This window comes from Pseudomonas lundensis (assembly GCF_002269125.1).
GTDB classification, from domain to species: Bacteria; Pseudomonadota; Gammaproteobacteria; order Pseudomonadales; family Pseudomonadaceae; genus Aquipseudomonas; species Aquipseudomonas lundensis_A.
In genome coordinates this window covers 49,990-76,986 of sequence record NZ_NQKI01000003.1, presented here as the reverse complement: position 1 = coordinate 76,986, position 26,997 = coordinate 49,990, and the positions used below count along the sequence as shown (strand labels likewise).

Annotated in this window: 28 protein-coding genes; 12 read left to right on the top strand and 16 right to left on the bottom strand. The window is 59.7% G+C overall.

All coding sequences use genetic code 11. The features are described 5' to 3' along the window. Positions 1 to 88: 88 nt before the first annotated feature. Entirely contained in the window at positions 89 to 1,597 is a 1,509-nt protein-coding gene (locus tag CJF39_RS03380) for a sigma 54-interacting transcriptional regulator (protein ID WP_094992142.1), read from the bottom strand. An 800-nt stretch (positions 1,598 to 2,397) separates the two neighbouring features. Between CJF39_RS03380 and CJF39_RS03370 the strand changes: the two genes are divergently transcribed. The 4 genes from CJF39_RS03370 to CJF39_RS03355 all read left to right on the top strand — a co-directional run bounded on the left by CJF39_RS03370 (position 2,398) and on the right by CJF39_RS03355 (position 7,475). After that, on the top strand, positions 2,398 to 2,640 hold the full coding sequence (locus CJF39_RS03370; protein ID WP_047295759.1) for an exodeoxyribonuclease VII small subunit: 243 nt from the start codon (positions 2,398 to 2,400) through the stop codon (positions 2,638 to 2,640). Beyond that, on the top strand, positions 2,637 to 3,524 hold the full coding sequence (locus CJF39_RS03365) for a polyprenyl synthetase family protein (RefSeq protein WP_094992140.1): 888 nt from the start codon (positions 2,637 to 2,639) through the stop codon (positions 3,522 to 3,524). The genes CJF39_RS03370 and CJF39_RS03365 overlap by 4 nt, the downstream gene beginning before the upstream one ends. A 133-nt stretch (positions 3,525 to 3,657) precedes the next feature. Then, positions 3,658 to 5,556 carry a 1-deoxy-D-xylulose-5-phosphate synthase gene (gene dxs, locus CJF39_RS03360; RefSeq protein ID WP_094992139.1) on the top strand — a complete coding sequence of 633 codons (1,899 nt, stop codon included), beginning with the start codon at positions 3,658 to 3,660 and terminating at the stop codon, positions 5,554 to 5,556. Between the two features lie 68 nt (positions 5,557 to 5,624). Then, on the top strand, positions 5,625 to 7,475 hold the full coding sequence (locus CJF39_RS03355) for a TonB-dependent receptor domain-containing protein (RefSeq protein WP_094992138.1): 1,851 nt from the start codon (positions 5,625 to 5,627) through the stop codon (positions 7,473 to 7,475). A 40-nt stretch (positions 7,476 to 7,515) separates the two neighbouring features. On the opposite strand, the gene CJF39_RS03350 is transcribed toward CJF39_RS03355, so the two are convergent. From CJF39_RS03350 to nrdR, 10 genes are all read right to left on the bottom strand, one after another. Beyond that, positions 7,516 to 8,313 (bottom strand): cobalamin-binding protein, encoded by a 798-nt coding sequence (locus CJF39_RS03350; protein ID WP_094992137.1) that lies wholly within the window; start codon positions 8,311 to 8,313, stop codon positions 7,516 to 7,518. After that, complete coding sequence (locus tag CJF39_RS03345) at positions 8,313 to 8,732, bottom strand: MFS transporter (protein ID WP_094992136.1); 420 nt, start codon at positions 8,730 to 8,732, stop codon at positions 8,313 to 8,315. The genes CJF39_RS03350 and CJF39_RS03345 overlap by 1 nt, the downstream gene beginning before the upstream one ends. Beyond that, positions 8,729 to 9,346 (bottom strand): GTP cyclohydrolase II, encoded by a 618-nt coding sequence (gene ribA / locus CJF39_RS03340; protein ID WP_169963935.1) that lies wholly within the window; start codon positions 9,344 to 9,346, stop codon positions 8,729 to 8,731. The genes CJF39_RS03345 and ribA overlap by 4 nt, the downstream gene beginning before the upstream one ends. A 153-nt stretch (positions 9,347 to 9,499) precedes the next feature. After that, complete coding sequence (gene thiL / locus CJF39_RS03335) at positions 9,500 to 10,453, bottom strand: thiamine-phosphate kinase (protein WP_094992134.1); 954 nt, start codon at positions 10,451 to 10,453, stop codon at positions 9,500 to 9,502. A 15-nt stretch (positions 10,454 to 10,468) separates the two neighbouring features. Beyond that, entirely contained in the window at positions 10,469 to 10,969 is a 501-nt protein-coding gene (gene nusB, locus CJF39_RS03330; RefSeq protein ID WP_094992133.1) for a transcription antitermination factor NusB, read from the bottom strand. Then, positions 10,966 to 11,442 (bottom strand): 6,7-dimethyl-8-ribityllumazine synthase, encoded by a 477-nt coding sequence (ribH, locus tag CJF39_RS03325; protein WP_047277819.1) that lies wholly within the window; start codon positions 11,440 to 11,442, stop codon positions 10,966 to 10,968. The genes nusB and ribH overlap by 4 nt, the downstream gene beginning before the upstream one ends. 92 nt (positions 11,443 to 11,534) lie before the next feature. Further along, complete coding sequence (gene ribBA / locus CJF39_RS03320; protein WP_094992132.1) at positions 11,535 to 12,626, bottom strand: bifunctional 3,4-dihydroxy-2-butanone-4-phosphate synthase/GTP cyclohydrolase II; 1,092 nt, start codon at positions 12,624 to 12,626, stop codon at positions 11,535 to 11,537. Between the two features lie 16 nt (positions 12,627 to 12,642). Then, on the bottom strand, positions 12,643 to 13,308 hold the full coding sequence (locus CJF39_RS03315; protein WP_094992131.1) for a riboflavin synthase: 666 nt from the start codon (positions 13,306 to 13,308) through the stop codon (positions 12,643 to 12,645). Between the two features lie 46 nt (positions 13,309 to 13,354). Next, positions 13,355 to 14,446 carry a bifunctional diaminohydroxyphosphoribosylaminopyrimidine deaminase/5-amino-6-(5-phosphoribosylamino)uracil reductase RibD gene (gene ribD, locus CJF39_RS03310; RefSeq protein WP_094992230.1) on the bottom strand — a complete coding sequence of 364 codons (1,092 nt, stop codon included), beginning with the start codon at positions 14,444 to 14,446 and terminating at the stop codon, positions 13,355 to 13,357. Positions 14,447 to 14,484: 38 nt separating this feature from the next. After that, positions 14,485 to 14,949 (bottom strand): transcriptional regulator NrdR, encoded by a 465-nt coding sequence (nrdR, locus tag CJF39_RS03305; protein ID WP_162199719.1) that lies wholly within the window; start codon positions 14,947 to 14,949, stop codon positions 14,485 to 14,487. A 140-nt stretch (positions 14,950 to 15,089) separates the two neighbouring features. On the opposite strand from nrdR, the gene CJF39_RS03300 reads away from it, so the two are divergent. From CJF39_RS03300 to trxA, 3 genes are read left to right on the top strand one after another with little or no spacing between them, the layout of a single operon-like run. Next, on the top strand, positions 15,090 to 15,539 hold the full coding sequence (locus CJF39_RS03300; RefSeq protein WP_094992130.1) for a YbaY family lipoprotein: 450 nt from the start codon (positions 15,090 to 15,092) through the stop codon (positions 15,537 to 15,539). Continuing rightward, positions 15,536 to 16,225 carry a class I SAM-dependent methyltransferase gene (locus CJF39_RS03295; protein WP_094992129.1) on the top strand — a complete coding sequence of 230 codons (690 nt, stop codon included), beginning with the start codon at positions 15,536 to 15,538 and terminating at the stop codon, positions 16,223 to 16,225. Before CJF39_RS03300 ends, CJF39_RS03295 begins: the two co-directional genes overlap by 4 nt. Before the next feature lie 31 nt (positions 16,226 to 16,256). Next, positions 16,257 to 17,132 carry a thioredoxin gene (gene trxA, locus CJF39_RS03290; protein WP_094992128.1) on the top strand — a complete coding sequence of 292 codons (876 nt, stop codon included), beginning with the start codon at positions 16,257 to 16,259 and terminating at the stop codon, positions 17,130 to 17,132. A 32-nt stretch (positions 17,133 to 17,164) separates the two neighbouring features. Here the strand turns inward: trxA and CJF39_RS03285 are convergent, their stop codons facing one another. Next, positions 17,165 to 17,506, bottom strand: coding sequence for a hypothetical protein (locus CJF39_RS03285; RefSeq protein ID WP_094992127.1), 342 nt, complete (start codon positions 17,504 to 17,506; stop codon positions 17,165 to 17,167). Positions 17,507 to 17,641: 135 nt separating this feature from the next. On the opposite strand from CJF39_RS03285, the gene CJF39_RS03280 reads away from it, so the two are divergent. The 5 genes from CJF39_RS03280 to CJF39_RS03260 all read left to right on the top strand — a co-directional run bounded on the left by CJF39_RS03280 (position 17,642) and on the right by CJF39_RS03260 (position 21,710). Next, a complete protein-coding gene (locus CJF39_RS03280; protein WP_094992126.1) occupies positions 17,642 to 18,205 on the top strand; it encodes a DUF2796 domain-containing protein in 564 nt (187 codons plus the stop codon). 86 nt (positions 18,206 to 18,291) lie between these two features. Continuing rightward, positions 18,292 to 19,002 (top strand): ABC transporter ATP-binding protein, encoded by a 711-nt coding sequence (locus CJF39_RS03275; protein WP_094992125.1) that lies wholly within the window; start codon positions 18,292 to 18,294, stop codon positions 19,000 to 19,002. A 1-nt stretch (position 19,003) separates the two neighbouring features. Then, positions 19,004 to 20,269, top strand: a complete 1,266-nt coding sequence (locus CJF39_RS03270) for an ABC transporter permease (protein WP_094992124.1) — start codon at positions 19,004 to 19,006, stop codon at positions 20,267 to 20,269. Positions 20,270 to 20,277: 8 nt separating this feature from the next. Next, positions 20,278 to 20,808, top strand: coding sequence for a DUF3299 domain-containing protein (locus tag CJF39_RS03265; protein ID WP_094992123.1), 531 nt, complete (start codon positions 20,278 to 20,280; stop codon positions 20,806 to 20,808). Between the two features lie 203 nt (positions 20,809 to 21,011). Beyond that, positions 21,012 to 21,710, top strand: a complete 699-nt coding sequence (locus CJF39_RS03260; RefSeq protein ID WP_094992122.1) for an OmpW/AlkL family protein — start codon at positions 21,012 to 21,014, stop codon at positions 21,708 to 21,710. Positions 21,711 to 21,769: 59 nt separating this feature from the next. Here the strand turns inward: CJF39_RS03260 and CJF39_RS03255 are convergent, their stop codons facing one another. From CJF39_RS03255 to CJF39_RS03240, 4 genes are all read right to left on the bottom strand, one after another. After that, positions 21,770 to 22,699, bottom strand: a complete 930-nt coding sequence (locus CJF39_RS03255) for an NAD-dependent epimerase/dehydratase family protein (RefSeq protein ID WP_094992121.1) — start codon at positions 22,697 to 22,699, stop codon at positions 21,770 to 21,772. Next, the gene (locus tag CJF39_RS03250; protein ID WP_094992120.1) at positions 22,692 to 23,576 is read right to left on the bottom strand and encodes a sugar nucleotide-binding protein; all 885 of its coding nucleotides are present in this window, start codon (positions 23,574 to 23,576) and stop codon (positions 22,692 to 22,694) included. Before CJF39_RS03250 ends, CJF39_RS03255 begins: the two co-directional genes overlap by 8 nt. A gap of 145 nt (positions 23,577 to 23,721) precedes the next feature. Continuing rightward, positions 23,722 to 25,836 (bottom strand): mechanosensitive ion channel family protein, encoded by a 2,115-nt coding sequence (locus CJF39_RS03245; protein ID WP_094992119.1) that lies wholly within the window; start codon positions 25,834 to 25,836, stop codon positions 23,722 to 23,724. Between the two features lie 174 nt (positions 25,837 to 26,010). Beyond that, positions 26,011 to 26,916: a LysR substrate-binding domain-containing protein gene (locus tag CJF39_RS03240; RefSeq protein WP_094992118.1), complete on the bottom strand. Its 906-nt coding sequence runs from the start codon at positions 26,914 to 26,916 to the stop codon at positions 26,011 to 26,013. Between the last annotated feature and the right edge of the window lie 81 nt (positions 26,917 to 26,997).

Sequence of the window (26,997 nt, the reverse complement as noted above, 5' to 3'; positions counted from 1 at the left end):
TGCGGCTGATGACGTGCGGAGCACCAACGGACGATGGCGTCCACCATCGAAGGTGGAAGTGCCTTTGCATCTGGCCAGTGCGCGGGGATCACGAGGCGTAGGCCCGAATCTCATCCGTACTGATGTTCAGACGCCCGAGGCGATACAGGAGCGTGCGCCGTGCGAGACCCAGCTCAAGGGCGGCCTGGGTCTGGTTTCCGCCGTTGCGCCGTAAACAATCGAGCAGTAAACCGCGCTCCATGGCGTCCATGCGCTTGCGATAATTGAGGCCCCCCCACTCATCGGTCAGTTCGGAGGGCAGCACAAAATGCTCGGCCAGTAGCTCATGCCCGTCGCACAGCAGGACCGCACGCTCGACCAACCCTTTAAGCTCGCGCACATTGCCCGGAAAGGAATAACAGGCCAGTTGCGCCAGTGCGCTGTCGGCCAGCACGACGGGGCGGCGCTGCAAAAAAGCACAGGTGCTGGTTGCGAAATGAGTGGCCAGCTCACAGATGTCACTGCCGCGCTCACGCAGGGCGGGCAGCACCACCGGGAACTGCGCGAGGCGGTAATACAGGTCTTCACGGAAACGCCCCTGCCTCACTCGCTGCTTCAAATCACAATGGGTCGCGGCAATGATGCGAACGTCGATGGTGTGCGTTTCATTGCTCCCCAAAGGCCGGATTTCGCCTTCTTGCAGCACGCGCAATAATTTGGCTTGCAGCGCCAGTGGCATGTCCCCAATTTCATCCAGCAAGAGGGTGCCGCCGTGTGCAGCATCGAACAGCCCTTTGCGATCCCGCTCCGCTCCAGTAAAGGCACCTTTGCGATAACCAAACAATTCGCTTTCCAGCAGGTCCTCCGGAAAAGCGGCGCAGTTCTGCACGATGAAGGGATGGGCGCGCCGGGGGCCTGTATCGTGAATCGCCCGTGCCACGACTTCCTTCCCGGTGCCGGTCTCCCCCAGCAGGAGCACGGTTAAGGGGCTGTGCACAACGCGATTGATCAAACGGTAGGTTTTGCGCATGACCGGGCTGGAACCGATCAAGGTCCCGTTACTCACGCAACGGCTCAACGACTTGCCGCGTTGCGGGTTGCGCTCCAACAGCTTCATTTGCATCAATACAAAGCTACCCAAGGCGCTTAATGACGCGGCATAACCTTGCAGTTGCTGGCTGGTGTGACTGGCCAGCATCAGCACGCCAGCCACTGTTTGACGCGAGTCCAGCATCGGTACAGCCAATAGTCCACGCCAAGGGACTCCGGCACTGGGCAAAAAATCGAGGTTGTGCAAACAGCTATCGAGGTTGCTCAAGTCAACAGCTCGATTTTGGCTGATGGCGTATTGCAACAAAGGCGTTTGGCCATAGTCGGCCTGACGTCCGGCGCCGAACGCCGGGCGCAGCGTACCTTCAAACCACTGAGCCTTGAGCTCCAGCCGTTCACGCGAGGCATCCAACAGGTAAAGCTGGCTCAATTGGCACCCGATGAGCTGCGCCATTGCCTGAGCCGTTTGGCTCAGTAGCGTACGGCTGTCAGCGCTCAGCGACAGCCGGGCGAAATGAGCCAGCAGGGTTTCGGCATACTCCAGCGGCTGCGGGACGTGAGCGAACATCACACGCCCCTCACTCGCATTCACACGTTAGCGGGCCACGGCGCCGCAACGGGGCCGGGGCTTGGGTCAGGTCTTGCAGGTCTGCGTTGATCATGTCTTCTGTCCTTAATGAAGTGTGCTGCTCAGGATCACGACTGCGTATGTCCGTTCGTGGGAAAGCCCCCGGCAGATATGCGCGAATACGTTGCCGACCCAGTCAACGGGTAGGTATGAATACGGAATTAGCCCTGAAGCAGGCGGTTGCCGTGTGTTTGAAGCCGTGCAAGGGTTGGCGCCCTGCCCCGTGTACGCCCCAGCGCCTCAAACACAGTGGAAAAATGAACGTCACGCCCGGCAAAGTTGGCAGTAACCACAGGCGTTTGGGCCAATCCGATCAAGCGCTTGCGCACCTTGCTGGGACACGTCAACACCCGATGCTGCCTAACTGTCGGAGAAGCTATAAAACGTGCCATCGGTCACTCCTCGCGTCCGACCATGGAGCGCGACGATAGGGGAATGACTAACGAAAAAAAGTCGGAAATTTCGGTATTTCTATAGGAAGCGTCTCCGAGATTTAAAAAACGCCCAAAAAAAGTGTTTGGGTAGAAAAACACGCCAAATAACTTAGTTATCCCTACAAAGCCTCAGGAAAAATTCAGACTTGGCCTAAGCCTCGTGGCTCAGTTCCTGTAGTCCAGCTTTTAAGCGGTGAAACACCTTCAAGCGACCGCCCTTGCAGCACGCTCAACGCCGTCAGATTTGCCCCAAAACCCGCTGTCTGCTAGTGTCAGCCGGTTTTAACGCCTACCGAGAACGCCGCCATGGCCCGCAAAAAAGCTTCCCTTGATTTCGAGCAGTCCCTCGCTGACCTGCAAACACTGGTCGAGCGTCTGGAAAACGGCGAGTTGTCGCTGGAAGACTCGCTGACAGCATTCGAGCAAGGCATCCGCCTGACCCGCGAATGCCAGGGCGCACTGGCTCAGGCCGAACAGAAAGTGCACATCCTGCTCGAACGTGATGGTGAATTAGCCCAAGAGCCATTTGATGCGGAACAACCCGAATGATTGATGCTTATCAAGCCAGCAGCCAGGCCCGTGTCAACGCGGCCCTTGAACGCTTGTTTGTCGCTCCGGCACCGGAGCTGGCCCGCCTGTACGAGGCGATGCGCTACAGCGTCATGAATGGCGGCAAGCGGGTCCGACCGCTGCTGGCCTATGCCGCGTGCGAGGCCTTGGGGGCCGACCCCGCGCAAGCCAATGGTGCGGCATGCGCAGTGGAGCTAATACACGCCTACTCGCTGGTGCACGATGATTTGCCAGCCATGGACGACGACGACCTGCGCCGTGGTCAGCCGACCACCCACAAAGCGTTCGACGAAGCCTGTGCGATTCTGGCCGGTGACGGGCTGCAAAGTCTGGCGTTTAGTGCCCTGCTCGATCCACACATGAACACGCTGGACGCTGACACGCGACTGCGCATGGTCTCTGACCTGGCGATGGCCGCAGGCCCGGCAGGCATGGTGGGCGGGCAAGCCATTGACTTGGGTTCGGTCGGGGTCAAGCTTGACCAGACTGCCCTCGAATACATGCACCGCCACAAGACGGGCGCGCTGATTGAAGCCAGCGTGCAGCTGGGCGCCCTGGCCAGTGGTCGCGCCCGCCCTGAAGACCTGCACGCCCTGAAGGTTTATGCCAGGGCCATTGGTCTGGCGTTCCAGGTTCAGGACGACATCCTTGATGTAGAGGGCGATACGGCTACGCTTGGCAAACAGTCAGGCGCCGACGCGGCCCGTGACAAACCGACTTATCCCTCATTGATGGGTCTGCCAGCGGCAAAAGCCTACGCGCTCGAACTGCGCGATCAGGCCATTAACGCCCTGCGACCTTTTGATGCAGCTGCCGAACCGTTGCGTGAACTCGCACGCTACATCGTGGGGCGCCGCCACTAAAAAGCGGCGCAATACAGATTTTTCAGACCTGCTCTACTGCCAAGGTCTGACTAACGAATACCAGACTCCGTGGGCAGCTTCCGTTGCATAAGGTAAACTGCCGCCTCTTCTTATACCTATAACGATTCGCCTGATGCCAACGACGTTTCATGAGATTCCCCGCATACGCCCGACCACGCCCCTGCTCGACCGAGCCGGCACGCCTGCGGGCCTGCGCCGGTTAGCCGAAGCCGAGCTGGAACCTTTGGCCGATGAATTGCGCCAGGAACTGCTCTACACCGTCGGTCAGACGGGCGGGCATTTCGGTGCCGGCCTGGGCGTCATTGAACTCACCATTGCGTTGCACTACGTGTTCGATACCCCGGACGACCGTCTGGTATGGGACGTGGGCCATCAGGCGTATCCGCATAAAATCCTGACCGGGCGCCGCGAACACATGGCGACCTTGCGTCAGAAGGACGGCATAGCCGCCTTCCCGCGCCGCTCCGAGAGCGAGTACGACACCTTTGGCGTTGGCCACTCCAGCACCTCGATCAGCGCCGCGCTGGGCATGGCCATTGCCGCCCGCCTGCAAAACAGTGACCGCAAGGCAATTGCCGTCATCGGTGATGGCGCCCTGACTGCTGGCATGGCATTCGAAGCCTTGAACCATGCCCCCGAAGTCGACGCCAACATGCTGGTGATCCTCAACGACAACGACATGTCGATCTCGCGCAATGTCGGGGGGTTGTCCAACTACCTGGCCAAAATTCTTTCCAGCCGCACTTACGCCAGCATGCGCGAAGGCAGCAAGAAAGTGCTGTCGCGCTTGCCGGGCGCCTGGGAAATCGCGCGCCGCACCGAAGAATATGCCAAAGGCATGCTGGTGCCCGGCACGTTGTTTGAAGAACTCGGCTGGAACTACATCGGCCCGATTGACGGCCATGATTTGCCAACGTTGATCGCAACGCTGCGCAACATGCGCGACCTCAAAGGCCCGCAATTCCTGCACATCGTCACTAAAAAGGGGAAAGGCTTTGCGCCAGCAGAAGCCGACCCGATTGGTTACCACGCCATCACCAAGCTTGAACCGCTGGACGCACCGGTTGCAGCGCCCAAAGTGGCCAGTGGGCCCAAGTACTCCGCCGTATTTGGCGACTGGCTGTGCGACATGGCCGCGGCCGATCAGCGCCTGGTGGGCATTACTCCGGCGATGAAAGAAGGCTCGGACCTGATCAAGTTCAGCGAGCGCTTCCCGCTGCGTTATTTTGATGTGGCCATCGCTGAACAGCATGCCGTGACCCTGGCCGCGGGCATGGCCTGTGAAGGCGCCAAACCGGTAGTGGCGATCTACTCGACATTCCTGCAACGCGGCTATGACCAACTGGTGCATGACGTTGCGGTACAAAATCTGGATGTCCTGTTTGCCATTGACCGTGCCGGTCTGGTGGGCGAAGACGGCCCGACCCACGCTGGCAGTTTCGACCTGTCGTACCTGCGTTGCATACCGGGCATGGTCATCATGACCCCGAGTGATGAAAACGAATTGCGCAAAATGCTCACCACCGGCCACCTGTACAACGGCCCGGCGGCGGTGCGCTACCCGCGCGGCACGGGGCCGAATGCGCCCATCGAGAAAACCCTGGAACCGCTGGAAATCGGCAAAGGCGTGATTCGTCGCAAAGGCAGCAACGTCGCGATGCTGGTGTTTGGCGTGCAGCTGGCTGAAGCCCTGAAAGTGGCTGAAACCCTCGACGCGACCGTGGTCGACATGCGTTTCGTCAAGCCGATGGACGAAGCCCTGGTGCGTGAAATGGCCAACAGCCACGAACTGTTGGTGACAATCGAAGAGAACGCCATCATGGGTGGTGCGGGAGCCGGGGTCAGCGAATTCATGGCCCGCGAAAACCTGCTCAAACCGATCCTGCACCTCGGTTTGCCCGACGTGTACGTCGAACACGCCAAGCCAAGCCAAATGTTGGCCGAATGTGGTCTGGATGCCGCTGGCATCGAAGCGTCTGTGCGTCAGCGCATGGCACTGCTGGGGCTGTAAACCTGTGTAGTCGCTGTCGAATCCTGGGGATCGGCAGCGACTACAAGGGACTATAGAATTCGCACATCATGACATCTCTTCGCCTGGCCTTGATTCTCAGCGTCATTCCAGCCAGTTCGGTGCTGGCTGATACCGAGGGGCGCGACAATGCCCTCAAGCTGCCGCAAACACTGATTACCGGCAACCGTCAGGTGCAAGCACGTTCTGACAGTTCCAGCGCCAACACCGTCTTTACCCGCGACGACATCGACCGCTTGCAGCCCACAGGCCTTACCGACCTGCTGGGCCGTGTGCCGGGCGTACAAGTGGCGCGCAGCGGTGGGCGCGGTGCACTGCCGGGCATCTACATTCGCGGCACCAAATCGGCGCAGAGCCTGGTGCTGGTCGACGGCCAGCGCATGGCCAATGCCACCTCGGCCGACAGCAACCTGCAATACCTGAACATTGATCAGATCGAGCGCGTGGAGGTGCTGCGCGGCTCGCGCTCGGTGATTTATGGCAGCGATGCGATCGGCGGCGTGATTCAGATTTTCACCCGGCGCGGCGCCGATCAAGCGCCGCAACTGCGCCTGCACAGTGCGCAGGGCAGCTACGGCAGTTCGCAAAACAGTGTCGGGGTGTCTGGCGGCGATGACCACACGCGCTTCAACCTCAGCGGTGCGCTGGAAAACACAGCGGGGATCAACCGCACCACGGTGTCCTACCCGGTCGATAACGACCACGATGCGTATCGCAACAAATCGGTCAGTCTGAACCTCAATCATCACCTGAACGACGGCCTTGAGATCGGCCTCAGCGCCATCAAAAGCGAGGGCAAAACCGAACTTGATGCGACGTTCGGGCAAAAGTCTTACAGCAATTTCGACATCAGCAGCGTAGGCAGCTTCATTGATGCACAGCTCTCTGAGCGCTGGAACTCGCGCCTCGAACTCGGCCACAGCGAGAACCGCGAAAAAACCCGAGACAAATTGAGCCCCGACCTTTACAGCTTCAACACCTACCGCGATTCCCTGAACTGGCAAAACAGCCTCTCGCTGGATGATCAAAACAGCCTGATGCTGGGCTTCGACGCGTATCAGGATCGGGTTCGTAGCAGCACCGCGTTCGACAAAGACAGTCGCTGGAACCGCGCCGTATTTGTGCAGCACCGCTTTCAGGGTGAGGGCTTTTCAACGGAGCTGGGGCTGCGTCATGACAAAAACCAGCAATTCGGCAGCAATAACACGTGGAGCGCCAGCCTGACAGTGCCGCTCAATGCCGCTAACGATGTGCTGCTGTCCTACAGCGAAGGCTTCCGGGCGCCTACGTTCAACGATCTGTACTACCCGCAGTTTGGCAATCCGGCGCTTGAGCCCGAACACTCCAAAAGTTACGAACTGCAGTGGCGCAGCCAACTGAGTGAAACCAGCCGACTGGAAACATCGCTGTATCGCACAGACATTCAAGACGCAATCGTCGCAGATGCCGACTGGATTCAGCAGAACATCGGGGCTGCACGCATCACCGGTTTCGAAAGCGCACTGCAACAGGAATGGTTCGGTTGGCAGAGCAGCCTCGGCCTGGCCATCATCGACCCGCGTGACCGCGACACTGGCAAAACCTTGAGCCGCCGGGCGCGCCGCACCTTGAGCCTCGATCTGGATCGACAGTTTGACCGGCTCGGCGTGGGCGCCAGCTGGCAAGCCGTAAGCAGCAGCTATAACGATGAACAGAATCAGCAGCCGATGGGCGGTTATGCCCTGCTGGGGTTGCGGGCGCATTGGCAGGCCAACTCAGACGTGCGACTGGACGTGAAAGTCGACAATCTGCTGGATAAAACCTTCACCCGCGCACTGTACGGATATGACGGCAACTATTACGGCTATCGCGAAGAGCGGCGCAGCCTACAGGTTGCCGTGACCTGGACCCCCAGCCTGTAAAACTGTGTGATTGCTGCCACACGCACGCCGTCAGCAGCTACTAAGCACGCCCAGCCAATTGTTCGCACAAACGAGCCGTGGCTTCGATCATCTGTCCGCTTGGGCGCTCAAGACCTTTGTCGTTGAGTAGCAACAAGCGCCCGTGCTTTACGGCGTCGAGCTGTGGCCAGGCCTTCCAGGCATTCAACTGCGCTTGGGTGCCTGCAATGATCACGTCGGGATTACGCTGCAAAACCGACTCCACGCTGACTTGGGGTGCCGGCAACGACAAGTCGGCAAACACATTGCGGGCACCGCAAATAGCCAGCGCGTCACTGATGATTTGCTGGCCGCCTACCGTGTACAACGGCTGATCCCAGACTTGATAAAACACGCGTAACGGTTCTTCGCGGGTGTATTGCTGCTGCAATTGCTCCAGACGAGCGCGCAACCGGGTCGCCAACTCGCGTCCGCGTTCTGGGCGATTGAGCGCAGACGCTAACGCTTCGACCTGATCGGCCAGTTGGGTCAGGCTTTTCGGTTCGGCGGTGAAAGTGGGAAGGTTCAGGCGTTTCAACTGGTCGCGCTGAGCCACGCCAACGCTGCCTGGCCACAGCAGGACCAAGTCCGGGCGCAGGCTGAGCAGGCGCTCCATGTCCAGTTGGCCATAGCCGCCCACCGAGGGCACATTGGCCAACTCTGGCAAGGTCTCGCCCGCGTCCAGGCGCCCGACCAGCACGTCGGCCGCACCCAGTTCCACGACGATTTCAGACAGTGAAGGCGCCAGGCTGACGACCCGCATGCCTGCCATGGCCGAGGTGCTCACGGCCAGCAGCAGAACCGCCAGCCAGAGGCGCATCAGCCGACCTGACGCGGGATGCGGTAGAGGTAAAACAGCACCAGCGTCGACAACCCCAGCAGCAGCAGCGGCACACCTTCAAGGCCGACAAACACGGCCAACGCAGCGATCCATGCGGGCAACCCTGCTGCCAGCAACGCACGACGCCGCACGTGCGCCAATTCATCCCAGGCCGCAGGTTCCTGGGCTGTATCAAGGGACTTTTGCAAATGGATCAGGCCATGTTTATAAGGCCCGAACGTGCGTAGGGTGACGAACATCGACAAGAGGCCCGCAATAAACAGAGGCATGGCCAATTCAGGCAAGAGCGGTTCGGACGCGCCGAAAAACACGTTAATCAGTACCAGCGGCAACAGGGTCAACACCAGCTGTTGCCACCAACTGAAACTCAGGCGCCGACGACGCTGGCCCCGAGTCACGCCGGGTCAGCCTCATTCTGGTGCTGATTGCCCATCATGTGCCCGAGCTTGTTGGCCTTGGTCGCCAAGTACAGTTTGTTATGCGGGTTCTGACCGGTGTGAAGCGGCACACGCTCGGCCACGGTGATGCCCATGTCGGTCAAGGCTTTGACCTTGCGCGGGTTGTTGGTCATCAGGCGCAATGACTTGACGCCCATGTGTTCCAGCATTGGCAGACAGATCGCGTAGTCGCGCTGATCGGCGGCAAAGCCCAGTCGCTCGTTGGCTTCAACGGTATCGGCACCACCGTCCTGCAATTCGTAGGCGCGCACTTTGTTCAGCAAGCCAATGCCACGGCCTTCCTGACGCAAGTACAACAGCACACCCCGGCCTTCACGGGCGATGGCCTGCAGGGCAGCTTCGAGTTGAGAGCCGCAGTCGCAGCGCTGGCTGAACAGGGCATCGCCGGTCAGGCATTCGGAATGCACGCGGCCCAGAACCGGCGCACCGTCCGCCACGTCGCCCAAACTGAGCACAACGTGTTCACGACCCGTGGCCTTCTCAAGGAAACCATGCATGGTGAATTCGGCAAAGGGAGTAGGGAGTTTGCAAGCGGCAACAAAAGCGACGGGCACCGTGTGCTCCTGATCAATTTGAGGACTGGAAATTCGCAGAGGCGGCATTGTAACAGGACGTTCCTACAGACGCTTAGGCTGAATTATCGAGGATAAATATCTAAAAGTTTGATCAGACATACCCCGTAACGACTGCTGTAACAGGTGTTCGCCTTAAAAATGCTGATAGCCATGGGTTGCCGGGGTAATGTCCTGCCCCTGCGCATCCAGCACGCCAACGCCCTGCCCTTCAACCACACAACCGATGACATGAATTGGCCAGCCATCGGCCAGCAGTGTAGGCAACTCAACAGCTGGCAGCGTAAATGCCAGTACGTAGTCATCGCCGCCGCTTAACGCCGCCAGTTGCGCTGGCGCATCACCCAGAAACTCCTGCAGCGCCACAGAGATGGGCAGGCGCTCGTTCTCAATCAGCAGCCGAACGCGCGATGCCTGCGCGATATGCCCGCAGTCAGCCAACAAGCCGTCCGAGATATCCAGCGCCGACGTTGCTTTGCCACGCAGCGCCTGACCCAGTGCCAGTTGCGGCTGCGGTGACCAGTAATGCGCCAGCAGCGGCTCTGCGATAAAGGATTCGGCGTTGCGCTGACCGAGCACCAGAGGCAAAGCACCCGCGGCATTGCCCAGCTCACCGCCCACGCAGAGCAGATCCCCCGGCCGGGCGCCACTGCGGGTCAGGGCGTGCCCCGTCGGGACGCGACCGAATACTGTCAACGTCAGGCACAAGGGACCACGGGTGGTGTCGCCACCGATCAGGCGCACGTTGCAGCGTTGCGCCATGTGATTCAAACCCCGGGCAAACGCTTGCAGCCAATCGGCTTCCACCGTCGGCAAGGTCAGGGCAAGGGTAAACGCGAGGGGGGTTGCGCCCATGGCCGCCAGGTCACTGGCCGCCACTGCCAGCGAACGCTGACCGAGCAAAAAAGGGTCGCAAGGGTCTGCGAAGTGCACGCCAGCTACCAGCGTGTCTGTGGAAATGGCCAGTTGTTCCCCGAAGGGAACATCCAGCAGGGCGCAGTCGTCGCCAATTCCCAAGGCAACGCCCTCGCCGCCCTGCGCACAAGGCGCGGCAGCGAACACGGTACGGATCAGCTCGAACTCGCCCATGGCCGACAGCGCTGTTTAGCGCTTGAACGCCTTGACTTCAGCTTCACGCAGGCGCGGCGCCAATTTATCCAGCACACCGTTGACGAACTTGTGCCCGTCGGTGGAACCGTACACTTTGGCCAGCTCGATGCCTTCGTTGATTACCACGCGATAAGGCACGTCAACACGCTTGATCAGTTCCCAGGTAGACAGGCGCAGTACGGCCAGTTCAACCGGGTCCAGCTCTTCGATGGTGATGTCCAGGCACGGGGCCAGGGCAGCATCGATATCCGCTTTGATTGCAGGCACGCCGTGCAGGATTTCACGGAAGTACGCGGCATCAACGTCGGTGAAGTCGTTATCAACGCGGAACTGCGCTTCGATCTCGTTCAGCGAGTGCTTGGCCATGTGCCACTGATACAGCGCCTGTGTCGCGAGCTGACGCGCTTCACGACGTTTGGCGCTTTTGGAAGGCTTGCCAGCGTCCGCAGGTTTTGGATCGCGCGGGTTGAAACGATCGCTTTCGTCGGAAATCACTTGGCCTCCAACTGCGCCAACAGGCTGACCATTTCGAGGGCGGACAAGGCGGCTTCGGCGCCCTTGTTACCGGCTTTGGTGCCGGAGCGCTCGATGGCTTGTTCGATGGAGTCAACGGTCAACACGCCGAATGCAACCGGTACGCCGAACTGCATGGACACCTGAGCCAAACCTTTGGTGCACTCGCCTGCCACGTATTCGAAGTGCGGAGTACCGCCGCGAATCACAGCGCCCAGGGCGACAATGGCAGCGAATTCATTGCGCTGGGCAACTTTTTGCGCAACCAGCGGGATTTCGAACGCGCCCGGCGCACGAATGATGGTGATGTCGTTTTCGTTCACACCGTGGCGAACCAGGGCATCAACGGCACCACTCACCAGGCTTTCGACAACGAAGCTGTTGAAACGGCCAACGACGAGTGCGTAGCGGCCTTTGGGGGCAATGAAGGTACCTTCGATGGTCTTCAGGGTCATTCGGTATGTCTCGTATTAAAGAGCCAGAACGCACTTGCGTGCGTTCTTTAATGAGTTTGGGCCACGAATTTCAGGCGGGAAACACCCGGTCATTATTCGGAGGGCACGTATTCTACAACTTCCAGATCGAAACCGGATATGGCATTGAACTTCATCGGTGAACTCATCAGGCGCATTTTTCGCACGCCGAGGTCACGCAGGATCTGCGAACCTGCCCCCACGATGCTGTAGGTGGTCGGTTTTTTGACCGGTAATGCATCGGCCGTTTCGCGGATATGGGCGAGCAACACATCGCCATCCAGCGGGTGCCCCAACAGCAGCACGACACCGCTGCCGGCCGCCGCAACGGCGCTCATGGCGGCTCGCAGGCTCCAGCGGCCGGGCTGTTTGACCATCAACAGATCACGCAGCGGGTCCATGTTATGCACCCGCACCAGCGTCGGTTCGTCGGCGCAGATCTTGCCCAGGGTCAGTGCCATGTGCACGTCGCCTTCGACTGAATCACGATAGGTCACCAGGTTGAATTGGCCCAGTTCGCTGTCCAATGGCTGCTCGGCAATCCGCTGAACGGTACGTTCGTGGATCATGCGGTAGTGAATCAGGTCGGCAATGGTGCCGATTTTGATGTTGTGTTCAGCCGCGAATTTTTCCAGCTCGGCGCGACGGGACATGGTGCCATCGTCGTTCATCACTTCGCAGATCACACCACTTGGCTCGAAACCGGCCATGCGCGCCAGGTCGCAGGCGGCTTCGGTGTGGCCGGCACGGGCCAGCGTGCCGCCCGCCTGTGCCATCAGCGGGAAGATATGCCCCGGGCTGACGATGTCTTCAGCCTTGGCGTCCTTGGCCGCAGCGGCTTGCACGGTGCGGGCACGATCGGCGGCCGAGATGCCGGTGGTGACGCCGGTTGCGGCTTCGATGGAAACCGTGAACTTGGTGCCAAACCCCGAGCCGTTGCGCGGTGCCATCAACGGCAGCTTGAGCAGCTCGCAACGCTCGCGGGTCATCGGCATGCAAATCAGGCCACGGGCAAAACGCGCCATAAAGTTGATGTGCTCGGCCTTGCAGCACTCGGCGGCCATGATCAGGTCGCCTTCGTTCTCGCGGTCTTCGTCATCCATGAGGATGACCATCTTGCCTTGGCGGATGTCTTCAACCAGTTCTTCGATGCTGTTGAGCGCCACGCGGCACCCCCTTAAGTCAGGATTTGAGGTAGCCGTTGGCGGCCAGAAAACTTTCGCTGATGGTGCTGCCCTTGGTCGGCTCGGCGGCCTTGTCGCCCAGCAGCAAACGCTCCAGATAGCGCGCCAGCAGATCGACCTCAAGGTTCACCCGACGGCCCGGACGGTAGTCGTCCATGATGGTTTCGCTCAAGGTGTGCGGGATGATGGTCAACGAGAACTCGGCGCCATTGACCGCGTTCACGGTCAGGCTGGTGCCGTCGACCGTGATCGAGCCTTTGTGGGCGATGTATTTGGCCAGCTCTTTTGGCGCACGGATGCGGAATTCAATGGCGCGGGCGTTCTCTTCGCGGGATATCACCTCACCGACGCCGTCCACGTGACCGCTCACCAGATGACCGCCCAGACGCGTCGTCGGGGTCAGGGCTTTTTCGAGATTGACCCGGCTGCCCGCTTTCAAATCGTTGAAAGCCGTGCAGTCGAGCGTCTCGCGACTGACGTCGGCCATGAAGCCGTTGCCCGGCAGCTCAACCGCCGTCAGGCAAACGCCGTTGATGGCAATGCTGTCGCCGAGTTTAACGTCGCTCAGGTCGAGCTTGCCGGTCTCTACATAAACCCGTACATCACCACCTTTTGGGGTCAGTGCACGGATGTTGCCGATGGATTCGATGATGCCGGTAAACATGGCGTTCCCCTTGAGAACAAAACCTGCGTAAAACGGAGGCTGTGAATTATACGCTGGCTAATGGCACTGGGATGGCAGTGACTCGCCAGTCATCCCCAACTGCGCGCAGATCTGTGATCTTGAGTTCGGTCGCTTCGCTCATGCGGGTCAATGGCAGCTCCAGCAGAGGACGCGCGGTTGAACCCAAGAATTTGGCCGCGATGAAGATTTGATATTCATCCACCAGCCCTTGCTCGGCAAATGCGCCCGCCAGACGTGGACCGGCTTCAACCAGTACCTCGTTAACGCCCCGGGCCGCCAGCGCCACCAGCAATTGACGCAAATCGACCTGACCGTTTTCGCCGGGGATCACCAGGCACTCTGGCCCTGTGCGGTATTGCCCCGCTGGCGGTACACACGTGGCAACGAGTGCCGGACCTGCTTTGAAAAACGGCGCATCGAGCGGCACGCGCAGGCGGCCATCGATCAACACGCGCAACGGCGGCCGGCTCATGACCAGCGCGGTCTGCTCGGCATCCAGGCCCAGCTCATCAGCACGCACGGTCAGGCGCGCGCCGTCGGCCAGCACAGTGTCTGCACCCGTCACCACGACGCTGGCCTCGGCGCGCAGACGCTGCACGGCCGAACGTGCGGCGGGGCCTGTGATCCATTGGCTTTCGCCGCTGGCCATCGCCGTGCGCCCGTCCAGGCTCATTGCCAATTTGACCCGCACAAAGGGCAAGCCCAGCTCCATGCGTTTGAGAAACCCTTTGTTCAGGGCACGCGCTTCGGTTTCGAGCACGCCGCAGCGCACGTCGATACCGGCATCGGCCAAACGCTTGAGGCCACGCCCGGCGACTTCCGGGTTAGGGTCTTGCATGGCGGCCACCACGCGGGCGACCCCGGCAGTGACCAACCCTTCGGCGCACGGCGGGGTACGGCCATGATGGCTGCACGGCTCAAGGGTGACATAGGCGGTCGCCCCCCGGGCAAGTTCGCCAGCGGCACGCAATGCGTAGACCTCGGCATGGGGTTCACCGGCCCGCACATGCCAGCCCTCGCCCACGATCTGGCCGTCACGCACAATCACGCAGCCGACGCGCGGGTTGGGATGGGTGGTGTACAGACCCTTTCGGGCCAGCTCGATGGCACGCGCCATGTAATGGGCGTCCAGGACGGTTTGCTCAGTGGACACAATCACTCCTTTGAAGGCTCACGGGCAAGGCGGTCGATCTCTTCGCGGAACTCGTTGAGGTCCTGGAAACGTCGATACACAGAAGCGAAACGGATGTAGGCCACTTCGTCGAGTTTTTGCAGTTCGGTCATGACCAGCTCACCGACCACCAGCGATTTGACTTCGCGTTCGCCGGTGGCGCGCAACCTGCTTTTGATATGCGCCAGCGCCGCTTCAAGACGCTCGACACTGACCGGGCGTTTTTCCAGCGCACGCTGCATACCGGCGCGCAGTTTTTCTTCGTCGAACGGCTGACGGCTGCCGTCCTGTTTGATAAGGCGGGGTAAGACCAACTCAGCTGTTTCAAAGGTGGTGAAGCGTTCACCACAGGCCAGGCATTCGCGCCGGCGACGCACCTGATCGCCCTCGGCGACCAGACGCGAGTCGATGACTTTAGTGTCGTTGGCACCGCAGAAGGGACAGTGCATGGTGGCAGGCAACAAAAAATGGGGAGCGCCATGGTAGCGCATCCCACTGGCAAGACAAGCCATAGGCTTTACGGTATACAGTCCGCCTACTACGTTTTACACAATCCGATACGTCGACTGACCTGCTGCTGGAGCCCTCTATGTCGCTACGAACGCTTGTTTTGCTGTGCCTCGCCAGTGTGCTGGTCGCGTGTAGCAGTGAGCCGCCCAAGTCGGCGCAACCTCAAGTGCTGACCCAGCCTAAAACCGATGCGCCTGCGGATCTCGGCCCCTTGCCCGCCCATCAGCGTGAACTGAGCGGCGTACTGACAGGTGCGCCCGCGGGCGCCGAAGTTGAACTGGCGATGTTGATCGTGGATGAACGAGGCCGTCCTCAAGGGCTGATGGCCAGCAGCAAGATAGTCGGCAACAACCAGCCGCTGCCGTTCAAGCTGCGCTTCAATCCGCAGGCATTCCCGGCCGGTGCGCGGGTTGAACTGCGCGGGCGCGCCAGCCAGTCCGGGCAACTGATCCTGCACTTGCCGTCACGCATCATCCAGCAGCCGACAACGCAAGCCTTGGGCACCTTGGCATTTGTCAAAGCACCATGAGCCCGCCGCTCGCCCTGCAACAGTCGCTAAGTGAGCTGCTGGGGGATGCGCGACTGGTGGTCACCGACTTGCCTGACACGTCACTCAAGCTGTGGCTGATCGACGCGCAGAACATGAACCGCGCCTTCACCCCGGACGAGACCCGTCGGATTTTGTACGAACCTCCGTACTGGGCGTTTTGCTGGGCCAGCGGTTTGGCACTGGCACGTTACCTGGCCGACCAGCCGCACTGGGTCAAAGGCAAGCGCGTGCTGGACTTCGGCGCAGGCTCAGGCGTAGCTGCGATTGCTGCAGCCAAAGCAGGCGCACTGGAAGTGCTGGCGTGCGATCTCGACCCGCTTGCGCTGGCAGCCTGCCAGGCCAATGCGGCGCTCAATCAGGTGCAATTGAGCTATTCCAGCGATTTCTTTGGCGAGGCGGACCGTTTCGATCTGATCCTGGTGGCTGATGTGCTGTACGACCGCGAAAACCTGCCGTTGCTTGACCAGTTTTTGACCCGCGGCCAACAGACGCTGGTGGCCGATTCCCGGGTGCGTGATTTCAGGCATCCGTTGTACCGCCAGTTGGAAAGCCTCAAGGCACTCACGTTGCCGGATCTGGCCGAGCCCCATGAGTTCCGCGACGTGAGCCTGTATCACGCGCAGCGCTGCCAAGCCACTTTCAGCGTGCCCGCACAGCCTTTATAGTTGCCTTCATTTACCTGTTTCGAGACCCACAATGACTCAACCTACGACTTCTTATAGCTTCGACGTGACGTCGGCAGACTTCGACAAACAGGTTGTTGAAGCCTCGTTTGATCAACCCGTACTGGTGGATTTTTGGGCTGAGTGGTGCGCGCCGTGCAAGGTGATGCTGCCGATTCTGGAGCAGATTGCCCAGGACTATCAGGGCGAACTGCGGCTGGCCAAGGTTAACTGCGACGTGGAGCAGGACATCGTGGGCCGCATCGGCATTCGCACCCTGCCGACCGTAGTGTTGTTCAAAGACGGTAAAGTGGTTGACGGCTTTCAGGAAGCGCAACCCGAATCCGCCATTCGCGCCATGCTTGAACCTCATGTCGTCATGCCTGCCCCGGCTGCTGAAGACCCGATGGTGCAAGCGCAGGCCCTGTTTACCGAAAGCCGCTTTGCCGACGCTGAAACGTTGCTCAAGCAGGTACTCACCGAAGACAACACCAACGCCAAGGCGCTGATTCTGTATGGCCGCTGCCTGGCTGAGCGTGGCGAGCTGACTGAAGCGCAAGCCGTACTGGACGCGGTTAAAAGCGACGAGCATAAAGCCGAGCTGGCAGGCGCCAAGGCGCAACTGACCTTCTTGAGCCAGGCCAAAGACCTGCCGGATGTTGCTGACCTGAAAACCCGCGTGGCGCAAAACCCGCTGGACGACGAAGCCGCCTATCAACTGGCAGTTCAGCAGCTGGCGCGCCAGCAATACGAAGGGGCCCTGGAAGGCTTGCTGAAGCTGTTTATCCGCAACCGCAGCTTCCACGAGGGCATTACTCACAAGACGCTGCTGCAAGTGTTTGATCTGCTGGGCAATGATCACCCGCTGGTCACCACCTATCGCCGCAAATTGTTTGCCGCGCTGTACTGACCTGCGCACCGCAACAGCGCGCCCTCACCGGTTTACTCAACCCAGCTGTAAACCGGTGAGTCGGCGCCGCTCACCACTTTCACTTCGCGGCTATGGCGCAGACGCACCAACAGGCGTTTTCCCGCCCCTGTGCTGCCGGTCAAAGCCTCCAGTTGCTCCAACAACTGCGGCCCGGTCATTTGTCCGGCCTTACGCAGTATGTCTTTGGTCATTTCCCACACCGTGTCGTCCTGACTCACCGGGGGGCTGACGACTGCAGCATGGCCGGGCGCAGACGTTTTAATCTGCCCACCCAACTGCGCCCACTCCGCCTCATCCAGTTCAACCGTCAAGTCGACGGGCCAATCGCCTATTGTTCCGCGAATCCGCACCATTGCAGGGCTCCTCAAGTTTCATGTGCGCATGCTCCCATGCGTCTTGCGTAACGCCAAGCACACGGGCAAACTCTCGCGATCTCGTTATAAGATCACATAACAAAACATTCATCCATTTCTTGCTGGAGTCATGCTATGCGTCGTTTGCTGCTCGCTTTGCCGTTCGCTTTATTACCGCTGGCCGTGGTGCACGCGGCTCAAGCGCATGATCACGAACATGGCAGCCTTGCCCCCCATGAACACGGCGTCGGCACATTGAATGTGGCACTTGACGACAACACACTGGAACTGGACCTCGACAGCCCTGCGATGAACCTGGTGGGGTTTGAACACGCGGCCACTACCGATGCAGACAAAGCCAGCGTTGCGGCCGCCAAGGCCCGACTGGAAAACCCGCTGACTCTGTTCAACCTGCCGTCGGTGGCAAAGTGTGTGGTTGAGGCGCAGGACCTTAATAGCCCGCTGTTCGACCCCGCGCCTGAAGAAGGCGCGAGCAAGGCCAAGACTGAACATCACCACAGCGATGTCGAAGCACACTACGCGTTTACCTGCGCCGAACCGGGCCAGTTGAAAAACCTCGACCTCGGCACGTTTTTCAAGACATTCCCCGGGACCCACACATTCAAGGTACAACTGATCGGTCCGAACGGTCAGCAAGCAGTCAACGTGTCAGCGAAAGCGCCGACGCTGACGTTCTGACTACGGCGAGTGGCTGGTGCAGCTCTTTAGCAGGCTGCGCCAGTGACACCCACTTTTCCCGACATTGCAGGCGATTCTGACGACCCATGACCCAAGCACTCATCGAGCTGAGCGACCTGACTTTTAGTTGGCCGGGCCATCCCGTGCTGCTGGACATCCCCGAATTCAGCCTGCAGGCCGGCGAAACCCTGTTTCTCAAAGGCCCCAGCGGCAGCGGCAAAACCACCTTACTGGGTTTGCTGGGAGGCGTGCAAAAAGTCGACCACGGCTCAATCCGTTTACTGGGCCAGGAACTGAGTGAATTGGGTTCTGGCGCACGCGACCGTTTTCGCGTCGATCACACGGGTTACATCTTCCAGCAATTTAACTTGCTGCCGTTTTTGTCCGTGCGTGAAAACGTGGAACTGCCTTGCCACTTTTCCAAACTGCGGGCCAGCCGCGCCGCTCAGCGTCATGGCAGTGTCGACAAGGCCGCGCACACCTTGCTCGCCCACTTGGGCCTTAAAGACCCGGCGTTGCTGGAGCGACGAGCCGACTCGCTGTCCATCGGCCAGCAACAACGGGTGGCCGCCGCCCGCGCACTGATCGGCCAACCCGCACTGGTAATCGCTGACGAGCCCACCTCGGCCCTTGACGCCGATGCACGCGAAGCCTTCATTCAGTTGTTGTTCGCCGAATGCCGCGAAGCAGGCGCCAGCCTGTTGTTCGTCAGCCACGATCAAAGCCTGGCCCCGCTATTCGACCGCAACCTGTCGCTGTCTGAACTCAATCGTGCCGCCGCCCCGGCAGAGGTCTGAGATGTATTTGTTTCGTCTTGCGCTGGCCAGTCTGGCCAACCGCCGCTTTACCGCCCTGCTGACGGCGTTCGCGATTGCCTTGTCCGTGTGTTTGTTGCTGGCCGTGGAGCGGGTGCGTACCGAGGCCCGTGCCAGCTTTGCCAGCACCATCAGCGGCACCGACCTGATCGTCGGCGCCCGCTCAGGGTCGGTGAATTTGCTGCTGTATTCGGTGTTCCGCATTGGCAATGCCACCAACAACATTCGCTGGGACAGCTTTGAACACTTCGCCACTAACCCCAAGGTGAAATGGGCGATCCCCATGTCGCTGGGTGACTCCCACCGCGGCTACCGGGTCATGGGCACCAGCGAAGCCTATTTTGAGCACTATCAATACGGTCACCGGCAAAATCTGCAGTTGGCCGAGGGCCGCGCCTTTGCCTCCGACCCTTTTGAAGTGGTGCTTGGCGCCGAGGTCGCACAGGCGCTGCACTACAAACTGGGTGACAAACTGGTGCTGGCCCACGGTGTCGCAGCCGTGAGTCTGGTTAAGCACGACGACAAACCCTTCACAGTGGTCGGCATTCTCAAGCGCACGGGTACGCCAGTGGACCGCACGCTGCACATCAGCCTGGGCGGCATGGAGGCCATTCACATCGACTGGCACAACGGCGTGCCCGCTCGTGGCGCAGGTCGTGTGACGGCCGACCAGGCCCGCAACATGGACCTCACGCCTCAGGCCATCACGGCTTTCATGCTAGGGCTGAACAGCAAGATTTCGACCTTTGCCTTGCAGCGTGAAATTAACGAATACCGGGGCGAACCGATGATGGCCATTTTGCCCGGCGTCGCCTTGCAAGAACTGTGGAGCCTGATGAGCACCGCTGAAAAAGCCTTGTTTGTGGTATCGCTGTTTGTGGTGCTAACTGGGTTGATCGGCATGCTGACCGCGATTTTGACCAGCCTCAATGAGCGACGCCGCGAAATGGCGATCCTGCGATCAGTTGGCGCCCGCCCGTGGCACATCGCTACCCTGCTGGTATTCGAAGCCTTGGCATTGGCGCTGAGCGGTGTAGTGGCAGGCGTGGCCCTGTTGTATGTGGGTATCGCGCTGGCGCAAGGTTACGTGCAATCGAACTACGGACTGTATTTACCGCTGGCTTGGCCGAGCGAATATGAATGGACCCTGCTGGCAGGTATTCTGGCCGCCGCCCTGTTAATGGGTTGCGTGCCCGCCTGGCGCGCTTACCGCCAATCGCTGGCCGATGGCCTGTCCATTCGCTTATGAGCCTGTGTATGAAAAAGTCCGTCTTGCCACGCGTACTGCTGGCCCTGTTACTGATGGTTTCAACCCCTGTGTGGGCAGCCGAACCGAAGGAGTTGACGTGGTCGGAGATGATTCCGCCTGATGCAGCGCCCGAAGTGCCAGAGATGGCGCCGATGCATGACCTGTCGCAGCTGGGCAATCTTGACCCCGAGGCAGCGCCCGCGGCGGCGCAGAGCATGCCCAATGCGCCGGTAGTGCCTGCGCTGGACGGGCAAAACATTCGTCTGCCGGGGTACATCGTGCCCCTGGAGGTCAACGAAGAAGGCCGCACCACGGAGTTTTTGTTGGTGCCGTATTTCGGCGCCTGCATCCATGTCCCGCCGCCGCCCTCGAACCAGATCGTGCACGTGACCAGTAAAGTCGGGGTCAAGCTGGACGAGCTGTATCAGCCGTACTGGATCGAAGGCGCGTTGCAGGTCAAGCCGAGCAGCAGCGAGCTGGCCGATGCCGGGTATCAGATGGACGCACAGAAAATCTATGTGTACGAATTGCCAGAGTAATCGCCAGTCACGCCCGTCTCGGCTTCCGGGCCCAGTAATGGCAGGCCGCGACAGCGATTAAAGAGTGGTGGTTTGCGGGTTAGTTCACGAAATTTTCACAATTTTTCAGCCCATCGTCGTTTCATTGAGCTGGGTCAACAGAGTGGCTCGGAGCGCTCATTACCATTGGTTATATAAATTTTAAATATCCAATTGGAGCTCCCATGCACAAGTCTTTGCTCAGCGCAGCGGCACTTGCCCTTGCCGTCGTTGCCCCGCTTGCCCACGCGCACACTGAAGGCGACATTATCGTCCGTGCCGGTGCCATTACGGTTAACCCCAAAGCCGACAGCTCCAGCGTAAAAGTAGACCAGGGTCCGCTGGCGGGTACTGATCTGGGCGGCAAGGCAACCATGAGCAGCGACACCCAATTGGGTCTTAACTTTGCGTACATGGTCACCAACAACATCGGTATCGAGTTGCTGGCCGCGACCCCCTTCGAGCATGACGTGAAAATCAAAGGCACCGGCCTGGACGCGGCCAACGGCAAACTGGGTACCCTCAAGCACTTGCCACCGACCTTGAGCGTTGTGTACTACCCACTGGACTCCAAGTCTGCGTTCCAACCGTACGTGGGTGCCGGTATCAACTACACCTGGATTTATGACGAACACGTGGGCAGCCGCGCCAGCGCTGCGGGCTTCGATAACTTCAAAGCAAAAAACTCGTGGGGCATGGCCTGGCAAATCGGTGCTGACTACATGCTGACCGACAACATCATGATCAACGCCCAGGCGCGCTACATCGACATCGATACCCGCGCTACCGTAGAAAACAACGGCGTTGCGCCTGGCACTCGTGCCAAGGTCAACGTTGACGTGGATCCATGGGTTTACATGGTTGGCCTGGGTTACAAGTTCTAAGCAATCGCCGGACATAAAAAAGGCGCCTTTCGAGGCGTCTTTTTCATTTGCAGCGTGTATTAGCGACCCAACAAACGCGCCAGGCCTTCACTCATCGGCGTGGTCTCGTCCAGCTTGAAACGCTGTAACAGGCGGCTGTTATCAGCACGCGAATGCCGAATGTCACCGGAGCGCGCCGGGGCGTAGCTGATCGGTGGCAACTCGCCGACCACTTCGCTCAAAGCAGCCAACATTTGCTTGAGGGTCGTGGCTTTGTTCAGGCCCACGTTGACCGCGCCTTCTTCCACGTGTCCGGCTTCGACTGCCTGCACCAGAATCTTCACCAAATCGCCCACATACACAAAGTCGCGGGTTTGTTCACCATCGCCAAAGATGGTGATGGGCAGGCCTTTTTCAGCACGCTCACTGAAAATGCTGATCACCCCCGAGTACGGCGAAGACGGATCCTGACGCGGCCCGAAGATGTTGAAGAAGCGGAAAATCACCGGCTCCAGACCGTGCTGGCGACGGTAGAAGTCCAGATAGTATTCGCTCGACAGTTTGTCCGAAGCATACGGGGTGAGCGGCGCTTTAGCTGTGTCTTCAACAATTGACTCGCCTTCGCCGTTGTTGCCATAGACCGCTGCACTGGACGCAAAGACCACGCGTTTGACGCCCGCTTCGCGCATGGCTTCGCAGACGTTCAAGGTGCCGACAAAATTGCTCTGGTGAGTGCGTACGGGGTCATCCACCGATGCCTGAACCGACGCCACTGCCGCCAGGTGCACCACGGCACGGCAGCCGGCCATGGTTTTGGCGACCAACGCGGCATCAGCCACATCACCTTCGATCAGTTCAACCCTGGGGTTGTCCAGAGGCAGGTTGCTGCGCTTGCCGGTGGAAAGGTCATCCAAGATGCGCACTGCGTAGCCTTTGGCCAGCAATGCATCGACCAGATTGGAACCAATAAACCCGGCACCGCCGGTTACGAGAATGGGGGCATCAGCCATGACGATAAAACCTGTCCAGTAGGGCCGGGAGGCCAGCGCGCCAGGCGCGGGGCTTGATCCCGAAGGTATGCAGAATTTTTTTGCACGCCAGCACCGCATGCTGCGGTTCCTCGGCGGCATCGGGGCGCGCGGCGTGCGCTTGAGGCGTCGGCGCTTCAATGGCCAGCGGGTGCAGATTGCGCGCCTCGGTCAGAATGGCCTGCCCCAGTGCCAGCGGCGTGGTGGCCTCGTGACCGGCGTAGTGATAGGTGCCCCACAACGGCGCCGCACAGTCGAGTTGTTTGAGCACCGAGATAATCACCCGGGCTGCGTCATCGACCGGGGTGGGATTGCCGCGACGGTCATCGGCCATCAGCAATTCCCCCGTTTTTTCAGCCTGGGCCAGAAAGCGCCCCATCGCGCCATCCGGGCTGTCATCAAGCAGCCAGCCAAAACGCAGCAAGACGTGCTGCGGGCAAATCGCCCGCACCGTTTGCTCAATGCGCCATAAGGCCTGGCCGCGCAAGCCCAGCGGGACAGGCTCGTCTTTCTCGCTGTAAGCAGTGGCCCGGGAGCCATCGAACACGCGGTAGCTGGAAGGCTGTATTAGCGTGATGCCGTGGTGCTGGCACAGTTCGGCCAGACGCTCGACAGCGCGCTCCTGGGCAGTCAGGCGAGACTCGCTGACAGACTGCGCCTGAAACCAGTCGAAGTAGTAGGCAAGATTGATGACGGCGTCCGGTCGGGTGTCATCGAGCAGTTGGGTCAGACTCGCAGCATCCCAACCGTCTTGCGGCGGACGCGGGGCCAGGAAGTTGATGTCTTCCTCGGCACCCAGACGAATCAGCGCCTGCCCGAGAGCATTTCCGCCGCCCAATAACATAAGGCGCATTCGCATAGAGTGTGCAGGCTCAGTCTATTCAGAACGGTGATGTATACCAGAAAACCAACCGTACAAGCCGTTGGCCATGATCAAGACCCCCGCATTTTGCGGGTTTCTGTGCGTGTCGTCACTGACAAACTGCATCAGCGTCCTACACCGTTTATAGCGATGACGGTGGTTCATCGCTCAGTACCAACGTCGGTCGAGGGGGCGCTGCCTGCGCTGCCTGAGACGGGGCAAGCGCGTTCAGGGGGGCAAGCAACGCCTGTGGATAGGTTTGCGCAAAGTGAACGTCCTCAGACTTATCCACAAGCTTTTTCAAGCGATCGTTAAAGGCGCGTGTGATGGTGCTTTGTGCACCGGACATGGTGCGAAATTGCGCCGTAACGGTCACGCCATCGAGGTTCATGCTATCGACTCCGAACACGGTCAGCGAACCTTGCAGGCTGAGGCTTAGCAGTGGGTCATCACTGATCTGGCGCCCCGCTTCGCGAATCAGGTCGGTGGCTTTGTCGATGTCCGTGGCGTAAGTGAATTGCACAGAAAAGAACGCATAGGCGAATTGACGGGAATGGTTGACCACGGCCTTGATCTGGCCGAAGGGCACCGAGTGCACGAAGCCGCGGCTGTCACGCAAGCGCAAGGTGCGGATGGTCAGGCCTTCCACGGTGCCCGCGTGATTGGCATCGACCACAACCCAGTCACCGACCGAAATGGTGTCTTCAATAATGATGAACAGGCCGGTGATTACATCCTGAACCAATTGCTGTGAACCAAAACCGATCGCCAGACCGATCACCCCGGCTCCGGCCAGAAACGGCGCAACGTTTACCCCAAGATTGGCCATTGTGGTAATGGTGCAGACCACCACTAGAATCACTTTGATGGCATTTCGCATCAGCGGCAGGATGGTCTTGATTCGCGTGCTTGGCTCCCGCGTGCCCCGCCGGTTGGTGTTGGGCTGCAGGGCTTGTTGAATCGCTGTGTCCAGCACCACCCAGGTCAGCCACGTCACCAGCAGGATCAACAGGATATGCCCGAGGGAATCGCTAATGACCTTGCCGGTATTACTATCAGACGCAAACGCCAGCAGCGAGAAGCCCCAGATTTGCGCCAGCAGCTCAATGAATGTCACGGCCAGCGCGATACGCAACAGCGCGTACAGCACGGTCATCAAACGTTCCCGGTACGCACCGTTACGGCTGGCATGGGTACTGAACCAGTGATGCAAAATCGTGCTCAGGAACACGGTGCCGATCAACAGCCCGGTGGTCAGTAACGCGTTGCGTAACGCCTGCTCGCTGCCCTCACCCACGCCAATCAAATTAAGCATCGAAACCAGAAGCATCAGCAGGATCGGCCAGTACCAGAGCACAGAGAAAATACGCAACGACTCTTGAAGCGCTGGCTGCCCCAAGCGCTGCGCCAGCGCACGGTCGCGGATCAGGTGCGCCACTGGACGCCTCAGCTTGATGGCCAAAAAGGCAAAAATGAAACAGGCGATTAATCCCGTAACCACCGACAGGCAACTGGCAAGGTTGCCCCCGAGTTGTGGGGCGATTTGCGGACTGGTCATTGCATCGCTGAACGCAGCAAAAAAGCCGATCAGGAACAAGGGGCGCATCGAGTAGCGACGAATGATTTCCACGGCCCGTCGCTTGTGGCCGACATAAAACATGGCGCTCAGTGACAGCACCAGAGCCGCGCAAAAGACGCCGGCGCTGCTGGCATACGAAAGGCTCAGTGCCAGCGAACGGCCCATGGAATCCTGCAGAAAGCGGCTCGCGTACAGCGTGACCGGCAAGGCAATCAACGCCGGGATCAGATAAGCAACCATGTAGCGGGTTAGCGTCTGCAGGCGGGGACGATTCCTCAGGGGCCGGGTCGCGCTCACATGACGCGCCACCAGACGCCCGCCAACCATCGCGGCAGCAAAGACGCCTATCCACACTGCGGATAACCACAGGAAATCTCCTACCCCGCTCCAGGAGGGATGGGTCGAGGCCTGCTCCAGCAAGACACCGACCTCATCGGCCGCCCGCTCGGTGCGCAAGCGCCAGGTATCGAACACGTGCACGCTCAGCCCGAGCTGGCCTTGCATTTCATCCATGCCAGCACCCAAAGCGCCAAGCAATCCTCCGTCCACCAATACGGGCGGCTTGCCGTCGGTTTCCTCAGCTTTGATAACGGACGACAGCGTAGGGGCTGCCTGCGCGAATCCAATGCCTATGAGCAACAGGATGAAAAGCAAAAATACGGGTTTGAAATGAGACAAAACCGGGGTGACCTCCTGGACGTCTGTAGTCAACTGATCGATAGGGTTCAGCGAAGTTCGATTTCAGTTGCTTTGCTATTTTCTGGTTACAGCGTAGTCAATCACTTGGAAGACTTCGCACCTTCGCCAGAAAACCTTCTTACAGATCACTCAGAGAAACCCTTCGATAGTGTTTTACGCCGTCAACGCCGCGCCTAACGCGTCCAGCAATACGCTGACCTTGGCTTGGGATTGGCGGCGCTTGAGCCACAGCAAATGGATGGGCGATCCGTCCGTAGCCAGATGTGCCAACACTTGCACCAGTGTTCCCTGCGCCAGCGCGTCTTGCACCAACCAGGTCGGCAGCTGGGCGATGCCGTGTCCAGCCAGCACCGCAGCGGCTTGCCCCTCGCCATCACCAATAGCGATGTGCGCGGGCAATATCCGGCGCTCCCGACCACCGTGCGCCCCGGCGAACCACCATGGGTTGACGCTCCCGTCCGCGCGGCCATACATCACGCAATGGTGGTGCTGCAAATCCAGCTCAGTCCGAGGAACGCCTTGGCGGAGCAAATAATCGGGGGAGGCACAAAACACCAGGCGCTCGGTCCCCAGATAACGTCGGCCCAACGCTTGCGACAGCAGGTCCGGCCCGCCTATACGCACGACAATGTCGATGTCCTCTTCAACCGGGTCCACATAACGGTCCGAAAACGAAATATGCGGCTGCAGCAACCCATGTTCGCGCGCACAGCGCAAAATGGCCCCCAGCGCATGAAGGCGACCATAGGCGGCGGGCAAGTCGATGCGCACACGGCCCATGGGCTCGGTGCTGTGCGCATGCAGGGATAACTCCGCTTCCTCCAGCTCACCCAGCACATGGGTGCAGGTTCGGTAAAACCTCACACCTGCATCAGTCAGCGACAACGTGCGGGTGGTTCGAGTGAACAGTCGGGTGTCCAGCCGTGATTCCAGCCGGGCAATGGCTTTGCTAATGGCCGAACGCGTAAGGTTCAAACGCTCAGCAGCACCTGTAAAGCTACCGGTTTCAGCAACAGACACGAAAACGTCCAGGCCTTTTAACCGTTCTGAAGAAAACATCGCGCCTCGATATTGGGGAATTGAATTCATCTGATTGCGTAGTTTATAGCCGCAATCTGAATTTATTTCTCCAATAAGCTA

What these genes read in the sequence shown, in the direction of transcription:
- CJF39_RS03380 (WP_094992142.1), bottom strand. Translation starts at nt 1,597, where the DNA reads ATGTTCGCTCACGTCCCGCAGCCGCTGGAGTATGCCGAAACCCTGCTG.
- CJF39_RS03370 (WP_047295759.1), top strand. Translation starts at nt 2,398, where the DNA reads ATGGCCCGCAAAAAAGCTTCCCTTGATTTCGAGCAGTCCCTCGCTGAC.
- CJF39_RS03365 (WP_094992140.1), top strand. Translation starts at nt 2,637, where the DNA reads ATGATTGATGCTTATCAAGCCAGCAGCCAGGCCCGTGTCAACGCGGCC.
- dxs (WP_094992139.1), top strand. Translation starts at nt 3,658, where the DNA reads ATGCCAACGACGTTTCATGAGATTCCCCGCATACGCCCGACCACGCCC.
- CJF39_RS03355 (WP_094992138.1), top strand. Translation starts at nt 5,625, where the DNA reads ATGACATCTCTTCGCCTGGCCTTGATTCTCAGCGTCATTCCAGCCAGT.
- CJF39_RS03350 (WP_094992137.1), bottom strand. Translation starts at nt 8,313, where the DNA reads ATGCGCCTCTGGCTGGCGGTTCTGCTGCTGGCCGTGAGCACCTCGGCC.
- thiL (WP_094992134.1), bottom strand. Translation starts at nt 10,453, where the DNA reads ATGGGCGAGTTCGAGCTGATCCGTACCGTGTTCGCTGCCGCGCCTTGT.
- ribH (WP_047277819.1), bottom strand. Translation starts at nt 11,442, where the DNA reads ATGACCCTGAAGACCATCGAAGGTACCTTCATTGCCCCCAAAGGCCGC.
- CJF39_RS03315 (WP_094992131.1), bottom strand. Translation starts at nt 13,308, where the DNA reads ATGTTTACCGGCATCATCGAATCCATCGGCAACATCCGTGCACTGACC.
- ribD (WP_094992230.1), bottom strand. Translation starts at nt 14,446, where the DNA reads ATGGCGCGTGCCATCGAGCTGGCCCGAAAGGGTCTGTACACCACCCAT.
- nrdR (WP_162199719.1), bottom strand. Translation starts at nt 14,949, where the DNA reads ATGCACTGTCCCTTCTGCGGTGCCAACGACACTAAAGTCATCGACTCG.
- CJF39_RS03300 (WP_094992130.1), top strand. Translation starts at nt 15,090, where the DNA reads ATGTCGCTACGAACGCTTGTTTTGCTGTGCCTCGCCAGTGTGCTGGTC.
- CJF39_RS03295 (WP_094992129.1), top strand. Translation starts at nt 15,536, where the DNA reads ATGAGCCCGCCGCTCGCCCTGCAACAGTCGCTAAGTGAGCTGCTGGGG.
- trxA (WP_094992128.1), top strand. Translation starts at nt 16,257, where the DNA reads ATGACTCAACCTACGACTTCTTATAGCTTCGACGTGACGTCGGCAGAC.
- CJF39_RS03285 (WP_094992127.1), bottom strand. Translation starts at nt 17,506, where the DNA reads ATGGTGCGGATTCGCGGAACAATAGGCGATTGGCCCGTCGACTTGACG.
- CJF39_RS03280 (WP_094992126.1), top strand. Translation starts at nt 17,642, where the DNA reads ATGCGTCGTTTGCTGCTCGCTTTGCCGTTCGCTTTATTACCGCTGGCC.
- CJF39_RS03275 (WP_094992125.1), top strand. Translation starts at nt 18,292, where the DNA reads ATGACCCAAGCACTCATCGAGCTGAGCGACCTGACTTTTAGTTGGCCG.
- CJF39_RS03270 (WP_094992124.1), top strand. Translation starts at nt 19,004, where the DNA reads ATGTATTTGTTTCGTCTTGCGCTGGCCAGTCTGGCCAACCGCCGCTTT.
- CJF39_RS03265 (WP_094992123.1), top strand. Translation starts at nt 20,278, where the DNA reads ATGAAAAAGTCCGTCTTGCCACGCGTACTGCTGGCCCTGTTACTGATG.
- CJF39_RS03260 (WP_094992122.1), top strand. Translation starts at nt 21,012, where the DNA reads ATGCACAAGTCTTTGCTCAGCGCAGCGGCACTTGCCCTTGCCGTCGTT.
- CJF39_RS03255 (WP_094992121.1), bottom strand. Translation starts at nt 22,699, where the DNA reads ATGGCTGATGCCCCCATTCTCGTAACCGGCGGTGCCGGGTTTATTGGT.
- CJF39_RS03250 (WP_094992120.1), bottom strand. Translation starts at nt 23,576, where the DNA reads ATGCGAATGCGCCTTATGTTATTGGGCGGCGGAAATGCTCTCGGGCAG.
- CJF39_RS03240 (WP_094992118.1), bottom strand. Translation starts at nt 26,916, where the DNA reads ATGTTTTCTTCAGAACGGTTAAAAGGCCTGGACGTTTTCGTGTCTGTT.